Origin of the sequence: Staphylococcus sp. GDB20D11A (genome assembly GCF_016893255.1) — a bacterium.
Taxonomy (GTDB): Bacteria; Bacillota; Bacilli; order Staphylococcales; family Staphylococcaceae; genus Staphylococcus; species Staphylococcus aureus.
Genome location: NZ_JAFEPJ010000003.1, coordinates 375,720 through 394,346, shown reverse-complemented (window position 1 = coordinate 394,346; position 18,627 = coordinate 375,720). Strand labels below are relative to the sequence as shown.

Below are 18,627 nucleotides of genomic sequence, written 5' to 3'. Positions count from 1 at the left end.
ATTAATCACACTATGTTACAGGAAAATTAAGCTGCAATTACAAATATTTCCGTTTAATTATAACAACAATCTATTGCAAATTAAAATACTATCAATTACCATATGGCTTACAACCTAACTAACGAAAGGTAGGTAAAGAAATTGCAATTTTTTAACTTTTTGCTTTTTTATCCTGTATTTATGTCTATTTACTGGATTGTCGGTTCAATTTATTTCTATTTTACCAGAGAAATTAGATATTCATTGAACAAGAAGCCTGACATAAATGTGGATGAATTAGAAGGCATTACATTTTTACTTGCCTGTTATAACGAAAGTGAAACGATTGAAGATACGTTGTCTAATGTTCTTGCACTCAAATACGAGAAAAAAGAAATTATTATCATTAATGATGGAAGTTCAGATAATACAGCAGAACTCATCTATAAAATTAAAGAAAATAATGACTTTATTTTCGTCGATTTACAAGAAAACAGAGGTAAAGCCAACGCACTCAATCAAGGTATTAAACAGGCTTCATATGATTATGTAATGTGCTTGGATGCAGATACTATCGTTGATCAAGATGCACCATATTATATGATTGAAAATTTCAAACATGATCCAAAACTTGGTGCGGTTACAGGTAATCCTAGAATTCGAAATAAGAGTTCTATTTTAGGTAAAATTCAAACGATAGAATATGCAAGTTTAATTGGCTGTATTAAGCGAAGTCAGACACTTGCTGGCGCAGTCAATACTATTTCGGGTGTCTTCACTCTATTTAAAAAAAGTGCAGTTGTCGATGTTGGCTACTGGGATACTGATATGATTACCGAAGATATTGCAGTTTCTTGGAAATTGCATTTACGTGGATATCGTATTAAGTATGAACCGCTTGCCATGTGTTGGATGTTGGTTCCAGAAACATTGGGAGGTCTTTGGAAGCAACGCGTGAGATGGGCTCAAGGGGGACACGAAGTATTACTACGAGACTTTTTTAGCACAATGAAAACGAAAAGGTTTCCTTTATATATTTTGATGTTTGAGCAAATCATCTCAATTTTATGGGTATGTATAGTGCTTCTATATTTAGGCTATTTGTTCATAACAGCAAACTTCTTAGACTATACATTTATGACATATAGTTTTTCAATATTTCTACTATCATCATTTACTATGACTTTTATAAACGTTATTCAATTTACAGTCGCACTCTTTATTGATAGTCGCTACGAGAAAAAGAATATGGCTGGACTCATATTTGTAAGTTGGTATCCGACAGTATACTGGATTATTAACGCAGCAGTAGTTCTTGTCGCATTTCCAAAAGCATTAAAACGTAAGAAAGGTGGTTACGCAACATGGTCAAGCCCAGACAGAGGGAATACCCAACGCTAAAATCATCGCTAAATATTGTAAGAGAAACAGCACTTATCGCTATATCGTGTGTCTTTTGGATATATTGTTTAGTTGTTCTACTCGTTTATATTGGTACTATATTTGAAATTCATGACGAAAGTATCAATACAATACGTGTTGCTTTAAACATTGAAAATACTGAAATTTTAGATATATTTGAAACTATGGGCATTTTCGCGATTATCATTTTTGTATTTTTTACAATTAGCATATTGATTCAAAAATGGCAGAGAGGAAGAGAATCGTGAAGTATAGAAAATTAATAATTTTAGTGTTGAGTATCTTGATCATATTGCCTGTAAGCACACTGGATGGTCATCATATTGCAAATGCAGATGACGATCCACCTAAAAAACTGAAATATAAAGAAAATAGTGCTCTGGCATTAAATTATCACCGTGTAAGAAAAGCGAATTTTCTGAATAATTTCATTTACTTCTTTTCTAGTAGTAAAGAAATTAAAAATTATAGTGTTAGTCAATCACAATTTGAATCTCAAATAAAATGGCTAAAATCACATGATGCTAAATTTTTAACCTTGAAAGAATTTTTATATTACAAGAAAAAAGGTAAGTTTCCAAAACGAAGTGTATGGATTAACTTTGATGATATGGATAAAACTATTTATGAAAATGCTTATCCAATCTTAAAAAAATATAAAATACCGGCAACTGGATTTATTATCACAGGTCATGTTGGGGAAGAAAACTTTCACAACCTCGATATGATTAGTAAAAAAGAACTAAAAGAAATGTATAAAACTGGGTTATGGGAATTTGAAACACATACCCACGATTTGCATAACTTATCTAAAAATAATAAGTCAAAATTAATGAAAGCTTCTGAAGCTACAATCATAAAAGATTTAAACAAAAGTGAAAAATATCTAACTAAAAACTTTAAAAAGTCGCAGAAAACTATAGCCTATCCTTATGGCTTGATGAATGACGATAAATTACCGGTAATCAAAAAAGCTGGGTTAAAATACGGTTTTTCATTAGAGGAAAAAGCAGTCACTCCGAACTCCAATGATTATTACATCCCTAGAATATTAATTAGTGATGATGCTTTTGAGCATTTAATTAAGAGATGGGACGGATTCCATGAAAAAGATTAGACTTGAACTCGTATATTTACGTGCTATTATATGTGCAATTATTATTATCACACATTTACTTACACAAATTACTTTAAAACATGAAAATTTGGAGGGAGGATCCTTAGTATTACAATTTTACATTCGTAATATTGTGATTTTTGGTACACCTTGCTTTATTATCTTGTCACAGTTACTGACAACCTTGAATTACCAAAAAGTCACCTATAGATACCTAACTACACGCGTAAAATATATACTTATTCCTTACATATTAATGGGATTGTTTTACAGTTATAGTGAATCATTATTAACAGATTCAAGTTTCAATAAACAATTCATTGAAAATGTCCTATTAGGTCAATGGTATGGCTATTTTATCGTTGTTATCATGCAATTCTTTATTTTGAGTTATATCATTTTTAAAATTAACTATAACCTATTCAATAGTAAAATATTATTATTGTTATCTTTTATTTTACAGCAATCATTTTTATATTACTTTACGAACAACACAGCGTTTCACGATACCGTGCTACACTATTATCCATTAAGTGAAAACACTATAATATTCGGATGGATTTTTTATTTCTTTTTAGGTGCATATATGGGTTATAACTACGAACGTGTTTTAAATTTCTTAGAACGTTATTTAGTTATTATGATTGTATTAGCTGTAGCTACTTATTTTGTGTTTATTGCGTTAGCAAATGGAGACTATTGGAACGTTACCAGGTTTTCATATTCATTAACACCATATAATAGTATTATGTTTATTGTTATCTTGGGTATTTGCACGCATTTTAAAACAATGTTATTTAATACGATTCAAATGATTAGTGCTTTCTCATTCTTTATTTATTTATTACATCCAATCATTCTAGACTCATTGTTTGCATATACAAATATATTTGAGGATAATACAATGGTCTTTCTAGCGATATCACTACTATTCATTTTAGGATTATGTATAGGTGTCGGTATGATATTGCGTGAATTCTATATCTTTAGGTTTATTATTGGAAAACAACCATATAAATTGAACATTAATGCTTATTAATTATTAAGCTATGTTAAAAACACGCGGTGGGCGAAATCAGTTTGAATTGACTGACTTCGTTTTACCGCGTGTTTAATATTTGTTATGCATATATTCTTATTGCACATTTAAACTACGTAAATGCCAATGGGAGTGGGACAGAAATGATATTTTCGCAAAATTTATTTCGTCGTCCCACCCCAACTTTCATTGCCTGTTGAAATTGGGAATCCAATTTCTCTTTGTTGGGGCCCCGCCAAGATATTACTTGAATAATTCTTTTAGAATTCTAAATAATGATCCGATTAATTGAAAGAAGTCTGCTGTCATTGTATATACCTCCCTTTACTTTATAAATTATGCTTGCTTAGTATCAGTCACCTTTTCAGTTTTCACTAAATCGTCTGCTAAATGATGCCAAAAATCTTGTAATTCTTCTCTTGTGCGCACTGTATCAGAACTATCTTGTCCGACAAAGTCAACATGATCCCAATCATGTTTTGTAGGCGTTACTTGCCAAATGCCTTTTTGAATTTTATCCGTCGCATTTGTATAAGCTTGATTAAATGGATGTTGAGAAGAAATAACGGATACTAAACCATCGTTTTCTCGCCATTCTTTTTCAGTAGCTTTACCGATTAAGTTACCAGTAATCACAAATGGGAAAAACATATTTAAGTCTGCTTTTTGTCTATCGCTATTTAATGCTTTGTGCGTTGCTTCACCAGTGTATGTTTTATACACAATGTTAGGGTTCAACGACGTTTTACGATTTAAATCTGTTGCACCCTCACGCGTCAGATCGTAAAATCCATTATCTTTTGATTTCCATAAATTAGATTGTTTAACGCGTTTGACATAATCAATATATGATTCATTTGGCTTTTGTTTTAGACCCCATTGAGCCAACCCGAAGTCTACTCTTGAATTTTTATTACCAAACATTTTACCGATATCAAATACGATTTGTCTCACTAAAGCTTCATTACCAGCTAAATCTGATGCGTGTGTACCATTATGTGGTGTTCCTAAAGTAGTAATTGATGAAATCATATTGTCATTATTACCTTTGAATAGTGGAGAAATTTCGCCACCATGTTTCTTTTGATACTCTATTTCTTCACGATTACCATTACGCAGTAATTCTTCTAGTTGACGTATCGTTTGACCGCCCATACTATGTCCAACTAGGTGTACCTTCTGTCCTGGTTTCCAGTCTTTGTAAATTCCTTCGTATGTTTTTCCATAACGTTCATGTCCATATTTTGCTGCATGTGCTGCACCATAATCTACACGACCGCCTTTAATATAATAATAAAGTTCAACTACGCGGTCATAGTTACTTCCAAAAGCACTTATACTTGCTTCATAAGTTTTGTAACCATTTTCTTCTAAATCTTGGCGAATGTTCATTTTATTACCGCCCCAATAATGAGCTAACACTGAAGGATTAATATCATCTGTAAACCCATTGAAACCATGCACTAAAACGATAGGATCTTGATTTTTATACTGCCCTTGTTTGGCAACTTTATTCGTTTGATCACCTTTCGCTTTTGCAGTAAGTTCCTTTGTCCCTTTATTTGGTAACGTTGCTACTGCACTACTTTTCAATAAATTTAATCCATTTTTCTTGTCATTGTCCTTTGTTGGTTCTACTGGTGATTTTTGATTGTTTTTTAAATCTGAAACTGATAGTGTTTTTTCGTCTTTTTGAGGTTTCACTTCTTGTTCATTGTTAAAATTGTAGTTAGTAATTTTATCATTCGCTTGATTATTTTGTTGTGGTTGTACTTTTTCTATTTCTGACTTATTAACAATTTCTCGTTGGCTTGTTTGATTTGACTTATTTAATGGTAGTGCTTCCTTTGTTCGACTTTGTGAAGGTAGATTGTTATTAGCGTTTGAATCTTGACTATTATCTGCCTCTTTTGACTGTTGCTGTGACGCCACTTTACTTTGTTTGTCATCATTAATAGCCTGTTCTAACCCTTGATTTACATCGCTAGGATTAGCATTGTTATTTTTTGTTGTATCACGTTGAATATTTTTATTATTAAGCGATGATTTTTTATCATCCTTTAGTTGATCTTTATTCAAATCATCTGTTTTACGATGATTTTCTTCTGATATTGTTTTATCATTATGCAAGTTCTTAGTTAAATTTTCAGTATGTTGCTGTTCGTCAACACCGTTTTCACGTTGATAATTAGCATTTTCCCTAGTTTGTTGATCCCCAATAGATTGTGCTGTAACTGTATCCTCCTGTGAATTTCCCATATTCACTTGCTTCTCAGCTGCTTGTGCTTGTCCACCACTTAAAAATAGTAATGTAGCTATTAAAATGGAAGATGCACCTACACTAAATTTACGAATACTATACTTATTTTGACTTTTCATCATTGTCAGCACCTCTATTTTTTTATTTTAGATAAACAAATTGATAATTATTCGAGGAATAAACTCAAATAATTTACTTAACCAAGCACTCATAATGACCATCCTTTCTATTGTTTAATTTGACGAGAAAGCGTTTACATTTGTATTTAAAAAATATATTCTCCAAAGAGAATTTAAAGTGTATACGCTAATCATTTCAAATTATTAATTAATATTATATTTGGCAAAATTTAATTAGTCAATAATTAGACACAATTTAATTATGCAAATTGTAACTTTTTTACATATATCTTTTGTGATTTTTAATATTTACATGCTTGGGTCTTGATTCCAATGATGTATTATTTTTTTAAATTAGCTGTATGGGGGGGATTTATGAGCTATCACAGTTATAATGTTTGCTGGTGTCGTATTTTAAACCTAAAAATATCATTTCTTCTACAATGATTTTCTCAGGATAAACCATTATGCTCGTAACTTTGATTGATATATACCATTGCATGTTCTCTTCTCAAAGTATATGTCGTGTTATTTTTAATTTATTGTTTAATTACTCTTGAACTACCTTTAACTTAATCTCGAATTTATGATGATTAGCATAAAAATACACCCCATAAAGTTAGTTTTTTAGTCCAACTTTCGGGATGCACATCTTAGTTCTAATGGAGATTGTCTTTTAAATAGGCTATGACATTTCTATTTCAGGCTAGATATATTTTTATTCACAGTATAAATACAAAGAATATAAAGACAACTATGATATTAATAGGTAGTAACGACAAACATAACTTTTTAGCTTTTTCGCCATTTTTCCCTTCATAACTTCATTATATCGATTCATATACTTTTCAACATCTTTAACAGTGACATCTATTCCTGAGTTGCTCAATTTACTTTTCATAATTATTTTTGATTTCGTATTGTGATTATCCACTACTTATCTATAACGAGTTCGCAACTTTAGTACCATCACAGCATTCATAGTTAAAATATGTTGGTGTCGTATTTTAAAATTGAAAATGTCACGTTTTCCACAATATTTGTAAGTGTATAAGTATAAGCCATGATCCTTTTCTCTATATCTCAGTCCATTCTTGTTTTACCACTGTTCGATATTTTGTCGTTCGCCTTTAAAGTTATTGCGCTTATGATGTCTGCGCGCTAATTCTGCCTCAATTTCTGAAAAATCGACGCCTAGCGCATGCATCAAGACAAATAAATGATAAAGTTCATCTGCTACTTCACTTACAAATGCTTTTTTGTCACCTTTAATTGCTTCAATTACGACTTCAAAAGCTTCTTCACCATATTTTTTTGTAATCTTTTCTATACCTTCTGTTAATAAATATTTTGTATATGACTTTTCATTATTGGATTGGGCACTATCTTGAACTGTCTGCGCTAATGTTTGCACTGAAAATGGAACTTCTGTGTTAAAACAACTTTGACTGCCTGTATGACATGTTGGTCCATTTGGTATGACATCAATTAAAATAGTGTCATTGTCGCAATCTACATGAATATCTTTAACACGTTGGGTATGACCAGATGTTTCGCCTTTTGTCCATAGCCGTTGTTTCGACCGCGAATAGAAACATACCACACCATCTTCTATCGTTTTATCAAAAGCTTCTTGATTCATATAACCCAACATCAATACTTGTTTTGTTTGATTATCTTGTAAAATTGCTGGCACTAAACCTTTGCTAAAATCAATTTTGTAATTGGTCATCTTACTGCTATACCCCCTTGCTGTATCACTTCTTTAATAGATTGAACCGTCGTTTCTCGATCATGTAATATACTTGCAGCTAAACCTGCAGAAACATCCGTCTGATCAAATAATTCTACAAAGTGTTGTGCATTGCCACCACCACCAGAAGCAATGATTGGAATATTTACAAGGGATTTTATTTTTGCAAGATGCTCAATATCAAATCCTTGTTTCATACCATCATGCCCCATACTTGTAACGAGGAGCTCACCTGCGCCTAACTGTTCTACTTGCTGTACCCAGTCATATACTTTAATATTTGTCATTTTTTTACCACCATGCGTACAACAATAATGTGCTTTTCTTTCAGGATCATAATAGCTATCAATTGCTATGCAGATGCATTGTCTACCGAATTTATCACTCGCTTGTTTAATTAGCTGTGGATTTTTTAAAGCACTTGAATTTAATGATACTTTATCTGCACCATGATTTAACAATTGGGTAATATCATCAAGGCTTTGAATCCCACCCCCTACAGTAAGAGGGATAAACAAGCGTGACGCTGTCTGTTCAATCACTTCTAGCATTAAGCTATGACCCTCTTCCGTCTTAGAGATGTCTAAAAATACTAACTCATCAGCCCCCGCTTCATTGTAATACATTGCTAAATCAACAGGATTCCCAATATCCCTTAATCCTTTAAATTGAATCCCTTTAACGACACGACCATCTTTGACATCTAAACATGGAATGATACGTTTTTTAATCATTTTAGCCCCTCCCAAAATGATGCTTGATGTGCAGCCTTTCCTATAATAGCAGCGTGAACATTTAGCGACGCTAATCGTTGAATATCTTGCTGATGTCTAATACCACCAGACGCGATGACAGGAATCGTCGTTGCCTTTACTAATTGACCAGTTAATTCAAAGTTAGGTCCGGACATTTTGCCATCTTTAGCAATATCAGTATATATAATGCCTCCAAGAGGTATATCCGATAACTGTCTCACAAAACTAAATAAATTCAACTCTGTGTCCTCTTCCCACCCGTTCACTTTAATATCCTCGCCATAAGCATCAACAGATAAATAAATGCGACCTGGAAATGTATGTGCCATCTCTTTAAGCCAATCAGTATCTTGAATGCCTTTCGTTCCAACTATGCAATAATTAATCCCTGCGGCAAAGTAGTCCATGATTTGTGACTTCGTACGAATGCCACCACCTACTTCAATATCTTTGGTTGTTAATCTCCTCAATGACTTAATATAATCAAACTCTCGGGCATGCTGTGCCTTAGCACCTATCAAGTCGACGATATGAATACGATTCACACATTCAAATTGACTATAGTAAGCAATACTTTCTTCAGCCGAACGCGACATTTTTTCTTCACTATTATATTTACCCTCTGTTAACCTCACACTTGTTGACCCAATCAAATCAATCGCTGGCCATAATTCAATCATTTATAAATCCCCCTTGTATTGCCTGACGCAAAATTTGTAACCCATATGTACCGCTTTTTTCAGGATGGAATTGAATACCAATATAATTGTTAAATTGGACGATTGCTGGAATATCAGTACCATACTGCGCATATGCAATTACATTTTCTGACATCGGCGCTTGGTAAGAATGTACGAAGTAAACATCTTGATTTAACATAGGATGCTTACTCACTAAATTATTCCAACCTAAGTGCGGCACTGGGTATTCTGTTTGGATACGCGAAATATTTCCTGGGATAAACCCTAATCCAGATGCATCGCCTTCATCACTATGCTCATACATTAATTGCATGCCTAAGCAAATACCGATCATTTTCTTATCAGTATTCTTAGCCAATATTGCATCGAGATTTAATCGCTTTATCTCTGACATCGCATCTTTAAAATGACCGACACCCGGTAATATGATTGTTTCTGCTTGATCGATTATATTTTGCTTATTTGAGACAACCACCTCATACCCCAAATGTTCAATAGCGCGTTTTACATTACTAATATTCCCTAATCCATAATCAACGATGACAATCATTCAATCACACCTTTCGATGACGGCACACGCTGATCATCAGTTGCAGTTAGCGCTATGCCTAATGCACGGGAAAATGCTTTGAATATAGCTTCAATTTCATGGTGTGTATTACCACCACGAATCAAATCAATATGCGTTGTTAATCTTGCATTGATTACGACTGCTCTAAAAAATTCTTCAACTAACTCCGTATCAAACGTACCAACTTTTTCTTTACTTAACGTTGCATTGAAAGATAAGTATGGACGCCCACTTATATCCACAACGACACGTGCTAATGTTTCATCCATTGGAATGTACATCGTTCCATAACGAACGAAATGCTTTTTATCTTTAATCATTTCAAGTAACAATTGACCAATGACAATGCCGATATCTTCAGTTACGTGGTGATCATCTACGTCAATATCACCTTGTGCCTCGATGTTTAACGACAGTCCACTATGAAATGTAAACAAAGTTAACATATGATTTAAAAAGCCCACACCTGTATTAATATGCGATGGTGACTGGTCATCTGATATTGAAATATTTAGTTGTGTTTCAGCTGTGTTTCGTTGTTTTTGATAAATCATATTTTGCACTCCATTCTTTAACAATTTCTTCTAATTGCTTTAACTGTGATGCTGTTGCAATTGAATATCTTACATAGCCTTTCATTACCTGCTCATCATAAAAACGAGGTTTAAATCCTTGTTCATATACGTATTGTCCTAATTGTTGCGCTGCTGAACCTTTAGTAAGTACAAAATTGGCATTTGATGGAAATACTGACATTTTATCTGCAACATGTGTATCAAATATTTGTTTTAACTGCTCAGCTAATTGGCGTTGCATTGTTAAAAATCGACTTGTCTCTTCTCTATGTCTAAAAATATAAGTCGCAATATTTAGCGTAAATACATTTAATGGATATGGATGTTCTATTGTTTGAATACGCTGTATCGTTTCAGCAGTACTAATTAAGACGCCTAATCTTAAGCCGGCAATTCCAAACGCCTTTGATAATGTACGCATTCTTAAGATGTGTGGTGCCAGTTCCACGTCATATGCCATGCCATAATCTAAATATGCTTCATCAATGACAAAGTATCCGTTTATTGCTTTCATCTTATCTGCAATAGCTGTTAAAAATGCCGTATCAAATTGCTTGCCTGAAGGGTTATGTGGATTACTCATAATAAAAAATGATGGTTGTACTTCATCGATTTTCGTTAAAATGGTTTCCAAATCAAACGTTAAATCTGATCCTGCATCTACAAATGCAATTTCACGATTTACTTGTGCCGCATATGCTTGATACATAAAAAAATCTGGATTTAGCGTTAATGCCGGACCTTCTGGCATGATCAGCATTAACTTTTGAATCAATTCATCAGAGCCATTTCCTGCAATAATCTGTTCAGACGATAATCCGTAAAATTTAGCATAAGCATCCTTGAATTGTTCATATGCTGCATCAGGATATAAATTATATGGCGTTGCACTAATAATAGACGTCATTGTTTTTTCATCCAACGGCGTAACTGGGCTTTCATTTTTATCAATATAAATCATTTCAATTACACTCCCCTAAGACTGACGTATTAAAATGGACTGTTGGTGATTGTATAATGCTTCAACATGAGCAATATGTTGTGCTGAATCAGCAATTTGTTCAAACGTATCTTTTGATAAATGGATGACCGTGTTCCGTGTTAAGAAATCATTGACCGATAACCCATTGGTAAATCTAGCTGTTCTATTTGTAGGTAATACATGACTAGGTCCAGCGACATAATCACCTATAACCTCTGGCGAATAATGTCCAATAAACAATGCGCCCACATATTTCACTTTTTCAATATATGGTTGAGGATTTACTGTTTGAATCGACGCATGTTCAGGCGCGATTGTATTCATAACGTGGCATGCTTCATCAAAATTACTAGCATGGATAAGGTAGTGTTGATTAGCGATACTTTTAGAAACAATGTCGTATCTGTCCACATTAGGCAATGCTTTAGCAATACGTGATTCTAAATCTTTAAGGACTTGCGCATCTTCACTAATGACATATGTACGTGCTAATTCATCATGTTCTGCTTGCGCAAATACATCATATACGATGGCATCTAAATCTGCGGTGTCATCAATAATCAGTGCTATTTCTGTTGGTCCTGCAATTTGATCAATACCTACCTGTCCAAATAAATATTTTTTGGCATATGCAACAAATTGGTTACCTGGACCTACAATCTTATCAACTTTAGGTATTGTTTTTGTTCCATAAGTCAATGCAGCAATACTTTGAGCACCACCAACTTGAAACACTTGATTAACTTGCGTAATATAACATGCAGCTAATACCTCTTGGGATACTCCGTTAGGTTGAGGTGGTGTCACAACAACAATATTTTCTACACCCGCTACTTGTGCTAAAGTCGCTGTCATTAGAACCGTTGATGGATAACTTGCTTTGCCACCAGGCACATAAATACCCACACTTTCTAGTGGATGGTATATTTCATAACACTCCACTGATTTTTCTAACTGTTGATTCGTCTGCTTAATACTTTCTTGATATGCTTTAATTCTTTCATAACTTTGTTGTAATGCTTGTTTTGTTTTTTCATCTAATGTGTCAAATGCTGCTTTAATTTGTTCATGACTAATTTCTAAATGATCTGTTTTCGTATGATCGAATGTTAGATTATACATTTTCAAAGCCTTATCTCCATGAACTTTAACTTCCTGACAAATATCGCGAATAATTGGATACAATGACTCATCTAATGGTGCTTCTAATGAAAATTGATTTAAAAATTGTTGTGCATTAAGCATTGGCTATAGACACCTCCAAAGAGCGAATAAATTGCTCAATTAATTGTGATTTTTTAAAATAAGCAGCTTTATTAGTGATTAATCTTGCATTGATATCACTAATATGTTGCTTTTCAACCAGTCCGTTCGCTTCTAGAGTAGTACCTGTTTGAACGATGTCGACAATTCCGTCTACCATATCGACGACACAAGCTAATTCAACAGAACCACTCAATTTAATCAATTCGACATCAATGCCTTTTGATTTAAAATATGCTTCGGCAGTATGGACATAACTCGTTGCGATTTTATGATATTTTGTCGTTTCGGGTTTCGCTGCGACCGCAAAATGACATGCTCCAAAAGGCATATCCAACAAATTATTAACATTGTAATGACGCTCATCTAAAATGTCGCTACCAACGATACCAATATCTGCAATTCCTTGTTCCACATAGATTGGCACGTCACTCCCTTTTACTAAAATGCATTCTATATTATCTACACTTAATAATAATTGGCGTTCTCTATTTTTTAATGTTTCTGATAATGTCGTAAATTCAATTGCATCTAAATAGTTAATTAAACTATCCATTAGACGCCCTTTTGCTATGGCGATTCTTAACATTGTGCATACTCCCTTACTTAAAGTGTTAATCCTAATCCAAACCCTTCGATGCTTCCTTTGTAATAACCACCTGTTAAAACTCGAGATTCATTTTCAGCAAAATGACATTGAATAAATAAACCTGTGTAATAGGATCTAGGTGGCTGTGCAGTAATATCTAAATGGATGTCATTGTAACCTTGTGTATGTAACCAACGTTCCCATATTTTTAATTCAACGAGTGCTGGATGGTCATTTGGAATATAGCGCTCCAATACATTTAATTGTTGTTGCGTATTCTCTTTCAAGATTTGCACGATTGGATGTTCAGTAGACAAATATGTAACCAATCCCGATAAATTACGTTCCTCAATCATTGATAGTATGTCTGGTGTTTGTAACGATTTATCGAGTAAGGCATCAAGCAATTGATAATGTCCCAATACAACAAAATGCACGTTGTCTCTCAACTGCTGTTGAATAAACTGAATAAATAGCTTTAAGCTCTGTTGTACATTCGCTAATGATGGTGCATAGTTTTCCAAACCAACTTGTACAGCCGTTTCATTATTCCGAATGATTAAACCTGTGTATGCCACTTTTGTTGCTGCAGTTGGATACATTGAGTAATAACGTAATAATTGATCTGTAAAATCATTTCGAAGTGCATAAATTTGATGCTCATGTTGCCAAAAATTTCGCTCACCCATCTGCTGCAAATCCTCATGGTTCAATTGTTTCCAGTCCAACTTTTCAACCACACTAAAATCAACTAACTCATAATCCGCTTTATTAAAATATTTTAAAAATGCTGTTTCCGATTCTTTTAACGCAATTAATTGTTCTGAATTATTCACTCGACCACCCTTTACTTTCAATACTGTATTTAAAATCACTTGGTATTTTTGTTGTTCACTTTACTTCTCTACCATACTAAAGTGTAATATGCTTAATAACTTATCATTTTTAGCAATACATTACAACCTTTTTCAGAAAATTCGGTGTATTGGTCTTAAATTTTTTCAAATAAAAAAGGCAAGACATTTGTGCCTATAAAAATGCTTAACCAAGATTTTTATATTGAAGTTGTACTTCTTGCACATATTGTCCTTGCCTTATTATGTAAAGTTATTTTCTTTCTATCTTTTTATTAAATTTAACTATTCTTCATAATCCCGATTACCTTTAAAGAATTGTCTATCTTTTTTACTATATACATTTTCAGGATTAAAAAATGGTTTGAGTTTATATTTAAATTCAAATAAGTTTAGACCATCGATCGCAACCCTATCTTGGTAAACGTTCGTTGCTGATATATCTGTAAAATTGTTTGGACCGACACCTGCAATAAACTTAAACTCTGCTTCATCTACCAAATAATCATACGCTTGTGTATGTCTATCCTGTGCGCCATGTGGAAATACAAACATATCTGTTTTACCTACAATTGGTTCAACTTCATCTTTCCATCTTTTAGTATCACGTTTAATACCATATAAAGATGTTTTTTCAAAATTAATGTGACCATATGAATGACTCGCAAATGACCATCCATCCCGTTTCATTGCGCGAACAACTTCCTCAGCTGCCTTTTTATTCTTTGTATAATCTTTACTCGTTAATTCATTCGTGCGATAACCTAATACGCCCTCATAACCGGTTAAAGCAACAACACCTTTTTCACCATTTAAAGAAAAATCTGGATGCTCTTTTACAAATTTATTTAAAATTGGCACGATATCATTGTCATCAGAATAAGTAGCATGGCCTTTTGAGTCTGTCGTTTCAGATACAACATGCTTATTTTTATCAAGTACTAAGCGGTCAGCATAACCATGGTGTCTCATGTAACTATAGTAATTCATATCATCAATTGAGATGATTAGTGGCTTTTTACCTTTCGGCAATTTTATTTTTTTGGCTTTTACATGATGAGATGATAAGTCGTATACATCATGTGGATTAACGATGATGTAATTATTTTTATATAATTCGTTCAATGATTTTTTAAATTCACTTACAGTAATCATCCAATCATTGTTGCCCTTAGCTTGGTGTGTATCTCCTGTAAACGCAACTTTTGGGTCTGTAATTAATGGATGATAAAACACATGATAAACTTGGCCGTGATATGTTTCCCAATGTTCATCCATTTTCGATTTATGCTTTGCATACTCATTTGGATTAACAGATTTATTTTGAGCTTTCTCATTTTGCTTGGAACAGCTAAATAACAATGCAACTGATAATAACAGAAAAAATAGCAATAAATATTTTTTATGCATTAAACATTCTCCCTATGTTTTATTATGCACAATTATAACATTTTTATTATGTAGCTCATAACTTTTTAAGAAACTGTTGGGATTTTAATTTTATTTTTTAGATAATGTCATAGTATTTTATTTATAAAACACAATATCTCCTTGACTGATAATGTCGTCCATTGTATCGTCTCGCTTGAAATTAAGCCTTTCTGCTAAATTTATTGAACGTTGATTACACTTATTTGTCCTGATAACTTTTACTGTTTCTTGATCGATATAATTCACAAAATTTGTGATTGCTGTAATAGCCTCACATGCGTACCCTTGTCCTTCAAAACTTGGATGTAATTTATAAAATAAATTTAGTACTGTTTCTTGCTTTAATTGTCGATATTCATATCCACAAATACCAATAACACTACAATCTATTTTTTTCACCAATACAAAGTAACCAAATTGATATTGTTGCCAATGGTTTCGCCATTTTTCAATCCACCGTTGTGTGTCTAATTTGGAATTATGTAAACCTTTGGGAGTGTATATATTTGCTTGTGGATGACTACAAATATTATAAAGTTCAATTAAATGCGAGGAACTCGGAATCATTAAATTTAATCTTTCAGTATTTATCATTAAATGTCTCCCTCCTATTTCTATTTAAAGACTATTTATATGAATACTAATGCCACGGGTTGAAATATCGACTATTATTTAAAAAGAATAATGTAACTACTAACATCAGAAGTATTAATGTCAAACACAAAACAACATAATCATCTTTTTTTAATTGTTTTTTGACGTACCAGGTTCTCCTTTTATACTGTCCGAATTGTCTTAACTCCATAGCAGTACTAATAGTGTCAATTCTTTCGATACTAGAAAATATTAAAGGTAACACAATGCGTTTGATACCTTTAACACGGCTAGTAAATTTCGCCTTTTTCGAATTATCATATCCTCTTGCTTGTTGCGCTTGTGAAATATTAAAATATGTTTCTTGAATATCTGGAATATACCTTAATGCTAGTGAGACTGCGTAACTGATTTTATAATTCACACCTAGCTGATTTAAACTTGCAGCAAAATGACTCGGATTCGTTGTGAATAAAAATATTAACGCTAAAGGAACTGTACTAATATATTTTAATATTAGATTAAAAAGATAGAATAATTCCTGTGATGTTAGCGTAAATCGACCAATACCATTGATTAACTCTGTACGCTGATTATAAATCTTCACACCATATTCAGGATCAAATATGTATACGGCAATAATATTTAATATTGTGAAAAACAGAATGAATTTAACAACAAAACGAACTTGTTTCCATTCAATATGAGCATATTTGAACAATAAAATAGATGAAGCACTAATTAAAATTAAATATCTTGTGTCATAAGTCACCATTGCAGAAATAGAAACAACTAATAAGAATAAAAGTTTAACAGTCGCATTTAATTGATGAATACGACTATTTCCCGGGTGAAAACCTATAGTATTATATTGATTCATTGGCGTCTCACCTTCCTATCATGGTTAATAAATAATTGTACTAATTTCTGTGGCTCGCTAATCCCTATATATTCGGCCATTTCAAATAGCGATGTTTGTCTCAATGATGCAATCTCACAGGTTTTTTTATCATTTAAAACCAATACTGGCGTGGTATCAGCAACGACTTGACCTTTTGATAATACAACTGTTCTTGAACTATACTCAGACAATAAATGCATATCATGAGTAATCATAATAATCGTCTTCCCCTGTCTGTTTAGCTCAATTAAAAATGACATTATCTCATTATAATGATAGAAATCTTGACCAGCAGTCGGTTCATCCAATATGATTATTTCCGGATTTAAGACTAAAACAGATGCTATAGTGACCCTCTTTTTTTGACCATAGCTTAAAGCTACAATTGGCCAATTCCGAAATGCATAAAGTCCGCATATTTTGAGCACATTCTCTACCCGTATCTTTATATCTGATTCTTTCATACCTCGTGCTCTTAACCCTAATGCTACTTCATCGTAAATCATTTTTTCGGAAATCATATGATTTGGATTTTGCATCACATAACCTACGAATTCAGATCGTTCACTAATTGACAATTGATTAAATCCCTTATTACAAAATTGGATATTACCTGTTATATCTAAAAATCCACAAATTGCTTTAGCAAGTGTTGATTTGCCGGTACCATTGTGACCAACTATACTAAGCATTTCTCTTCTATAAACATTTAATTGAACATTATTAAGTACACTATTACTATAGTCACTATATTGAACACACACCTCATTTAATTCTAATAGCGGTTCAGATTTGTACTTATTATCATCATTTGAAGATGTTTTATCTATCCATTTTTTCACTTTAAATTTAACATGTTCACTCATACAAACTTCACGTAAATTCGCTAAGTTATCAATGGATTCAACATCTACTTCTGCATATTTAAGCGCTGTACAGTATAATGGTTCACGTATGCCTGCTTCTTTAAGCTTAGATGATTTTAGCAAATCACTAGGCGTTGTATTAGCGATGATTTTCCCATCTTTAAAAAGGAGAACTCTATCAAATGTATCATCTAATGATTCTTCTAAACGATGTTCTACAACAATCATCGTTGACTTTGTTTCTTCATGAATATTATTTAGTAATCTCATCGTTTCATGTCCTGTCGCAGGATCTAAATTGGCTAGTGGCTCATCCAATATTAAAATAGGGGTACGATGGATTAATATACCACCTAATGAAACGCGTTGTTTTTGACCTCCAGATAAATCTTGCGGTCGGTGATTTAAATGTTCTATCATGCCAACTTTTTCAGCCCAATAACTTACATTTTTCTTCATATCATCTTGTTCAACACAATTATTTTCTAATAAAAAGGCCATATCTTCAGCTGCTGTTAAGCCTATGAACTGTCCATCTGTATCTTGTAAAACTGTACCAACAACATTAGATCTTTCATGTAAACAACCAACAGTTGCATCTTGATTATTTATATATAGTTCCCCAGTTATGTTACCTCTAGTTTTAAATGGAATTAATCCGTTTATGCAATTTGCAAAAGTCGATTTACCACTACCTGAAGCACCAACTACTAGCACTTTTTCTCCTGGATAAATATCAACATTTATATTCTGTAATGTAGGTGTTGCTTGACTATGATATTGAAAACTAAAGTCTTTGAACGAGATAATTGGTTCAGTCATGATATATCATTACCTTTCTACATTCATTTACATA

General features: G+C 32.9%; 17 protein-coding genes and 1 pseudogene. 4 read left to right on the top strand and 14 right to left on the bottom strand.

All coding sequences use genetic code 11. The annotated features are described in order from the left end of the window. Nucleotides 1-141: 141 nt before the first annotated feature. The 4 genes from icaA to icaC are packed head-to-tail and all read left to right on the top strand — an operon-like array spanning nt 142 to nt 3,557. On the top strand, nt 142-1,380 hold the full coding sequence (gene icaA / locus JV528_RS04125) for a poly-beta-1,6 N-acetyl-D-glucosamine synthase IcaA (protein ID WP_204177592.1): 1,239 nt from the start codon (nt 142-144) through the stop codon (nt 1,378-1,380). After that, nucleotides 1,344-1,649, top strand: coding sequence for an intracellular adhesion protein IcaD (gene icaD, locus JV528_RS04120; protein WP_000240580.1), 306 nt, complete (start codon nt 1,344-1,346; stop codon nt 1,647-1,649). The genes icaA and icaD overlap by 37 nt, the downstream gene beginning before the upstream one ends. Beyond that, the gene (gene icaB / locus JV528_RS04115) at nt 1,646-2,518 is read left to right on the top strand and encodes an intercellular adhesin biosynthesis polysaccharide N-deacetylase (RefSeq protein ID WP_204177590.1); all 873 of its coding nucleotides are present in this window, start codon (nt 1,646-1,648) and stop codon (nt 2,516-2,518) included. The genes icaD and icaB overlap by 4 nt, the downstream gene beginning before the upstream one ends. After that, complete coding sequence (icaC, locus tag JV528_RS04110) at nt 2,505-3,557, top strand: acyltransferase family protein (RefSeq protein ID WP_204177588.1); 1,053 nt, start codon at nt 2,505-2,507, stop codon at nt 3,555-3,557. Before icaB ends, icaC begins: the two co-directional genes overlap by 14 nt. Nucleotides 3,558-3,893: 336 nt before the next feature. On the opposite strand, the gene lip1 is transcribed toward icaC, so the two are convergent. From lip1 to JV528_RS04035, 14 genes and pseudogenes are all read right to left on the bottom strand, one after another. Continuing rightward, nucleotides 3,894-5,936: a YSIRK-targeted triacylglycerol lipase gene (gene lip1 / locus JV528_RS04105; RefSeq protein ID WP_204177587.1), complete on the bottom strand. Its 2,043-nt coding sequence runs from the start codon at nt 5,934-5,936 to the stop codon at nt 3,894-3,896. 754 nt (nt 5,937-6,690) lie between these two features. Then, the gene (locus tag JV528_RS04100; protein ID WP_001803763.1) at nt 6,691-6,837 is read right to left on the bottom strand and encodes a hypothetical protein; all 147 of its coding nucleotides are present in this window, start codon (nt 6,835-6,837) and stop codon (nt 6,691-6,693) included. Between the two features lie 198 nt (nt 6,838-7,035). Then, nucleotides 7,036-8,423: pseudogene (gene hisF, locus JV528_RS14630) on the bottom strand (imidazole glycerol phosphate synthase subunit HisF). After that, the gene (gene hisA, locus JV528_RS04085) at nt 8,420-9,124 is read right to left on the bottom strand and encodes a 1-(5-phosphoribosyl)-5-((5-phosphoribosylamino)methylideneamino)imidazole-4-carboxamide isomerase (RefSeq protein WP_204177586.1); all 705 of its coding nucleotides are present in this window, start codon (nt 9,122-9,124) and stop codon (nt 8,420-8,422) included. The pseudogene hisF and the gene hisA overlap by 4 nt, the downstream one beginning before the upstream one ends. Then, nucleotides 9,117-9,695: an imidazole glycerol phosphate synthase subunit HisH gene (gene hisH, locus JV528_RS04080; protein ID WP_000635613.1), complete on the bottom strand. Its 579-nt coding sequence runs from the start codon at nt 9,693-9,695 to the stop codon at nt 9,117-9,119. The genes hisA and hisH overlap by 8 nt, the downstream gene beginning before the upstream one ends. After that, entirely contained in the window at nt 9,692-10,270 is a 579-nt protein-coding gene (gene hisB, locus JV528_RS04075) for an imidazoleglycerol-phosphate dehydratase HisB (protein ID WP_000640270.1), read from the bottom strand. Before hisB ends, hisH begins: the two co-directional genes overlap by 4 nt. Continuing rightward, nucleotides 10,239-11,252 (bottom strand): pyridoxal phosphate-dependent aminotransferase, encoded by a 1,014-nt coding sequence (locus JV528_RS04070; RefSeq protein ID WP_204177585.1) that lies wholly within the window; start codon nt 11,250-11,252, stop codon nt 10,239-10,241. The genes hisB and JV528_RS04070 overlap by 32 nt, the downstream gene beginning before the upstream one ends. Nucleotides 11,253-11,267: 15 nt before the next feature. Further along, nucleotides 11,268-12,518, bottom strand: coding sequence for a histidinol dehydrogenase (gene hisD / locus JV528_RS04065; protein ID WP_115289873.1), 1,251 nt, complete (start codon nt 12,516-12,518; stop codon nt 11,268-11,270). Then, nucleotides 12,511-13,125 (bottom strand): ATP phosphoribosyltransferase, encoded by a 615-nt coding sequence (gene hisG / locus JV528_RS04060; protein ID WP_000944131.1) that lies wholly within the window; start codon nt 13,123-13,125, stop codon nt 12,511-12,513. Before hisG ends, hisD begins: the two co-directional genes overlap by 8 nt. Before the next feature lie 17 nt (nt 13,126-13,142). Next, nucleotides 13,143-13,961: an ATP phosphoribosyltransferase regulatory subunit gene (locus JV528_RS04055; protein ID WP_162636097.1), complete on the bottom strand. Its 819-nt coding sequence runs from the start codon at nt 13,959-13,961 to the stop codon at nt 13,143-13,145. A gap of 303 nt (nt 13,962-14,264) precedes the next feature. Continuing rightward, entirely contained in the window at nt 14,265-15,389 is a 1,125-nt protein-coding gene (locus tag JV528_RS04050; protein ID WP_204177584.1) for a polysaccharide deacetylase family protein, read from the bottom strand. A gap of 117 nt (nt 15,390-15,506) precedes the next feature. Then, on the bottom strand, nt 15,507-16,004 hold the full coding sequence (locus JV528_RS04045) for a GNAT family N-acetyltransferase (RefSeq protein ID WP_000610980.1): 498 nt from the start codon (nt 16,002-16,004) through the stop codon (nt 15,507-15,509). 46 nt (nt 16,005-16,050) lie between these two features. Then, nucleotides 16,051-16,884 carry an energy-coupling factor transporter transmembrane component T family protein gene (locus tag JV528_RS04040; protein WP_001077818.1) on the bottom strand — a complete coding sequence of 278 codons (834 nt, stop codon included), beginning with the start codon at nt 16,882-16,884 and terminating at the stop codon, nt 16,051-16,053. Continuing rightward, a complete protein-coding gene (locus tag JV528_RS04035; RefSeq protein ID WP_204177583.1) occupies nt 16,881-18,593 on the bottom strand; it encodes an ABC transporter ATP-binding protein in 1,713 nt (570 codons plus the stop codon). The genes JV528_RS04040 and JV528_RS04035 overlap by 4 nt, the downstream gene beginning before the upstream one ends. Between the last annotated feature and the right edge of the window lie 34 nt (nt 18,594-18,627).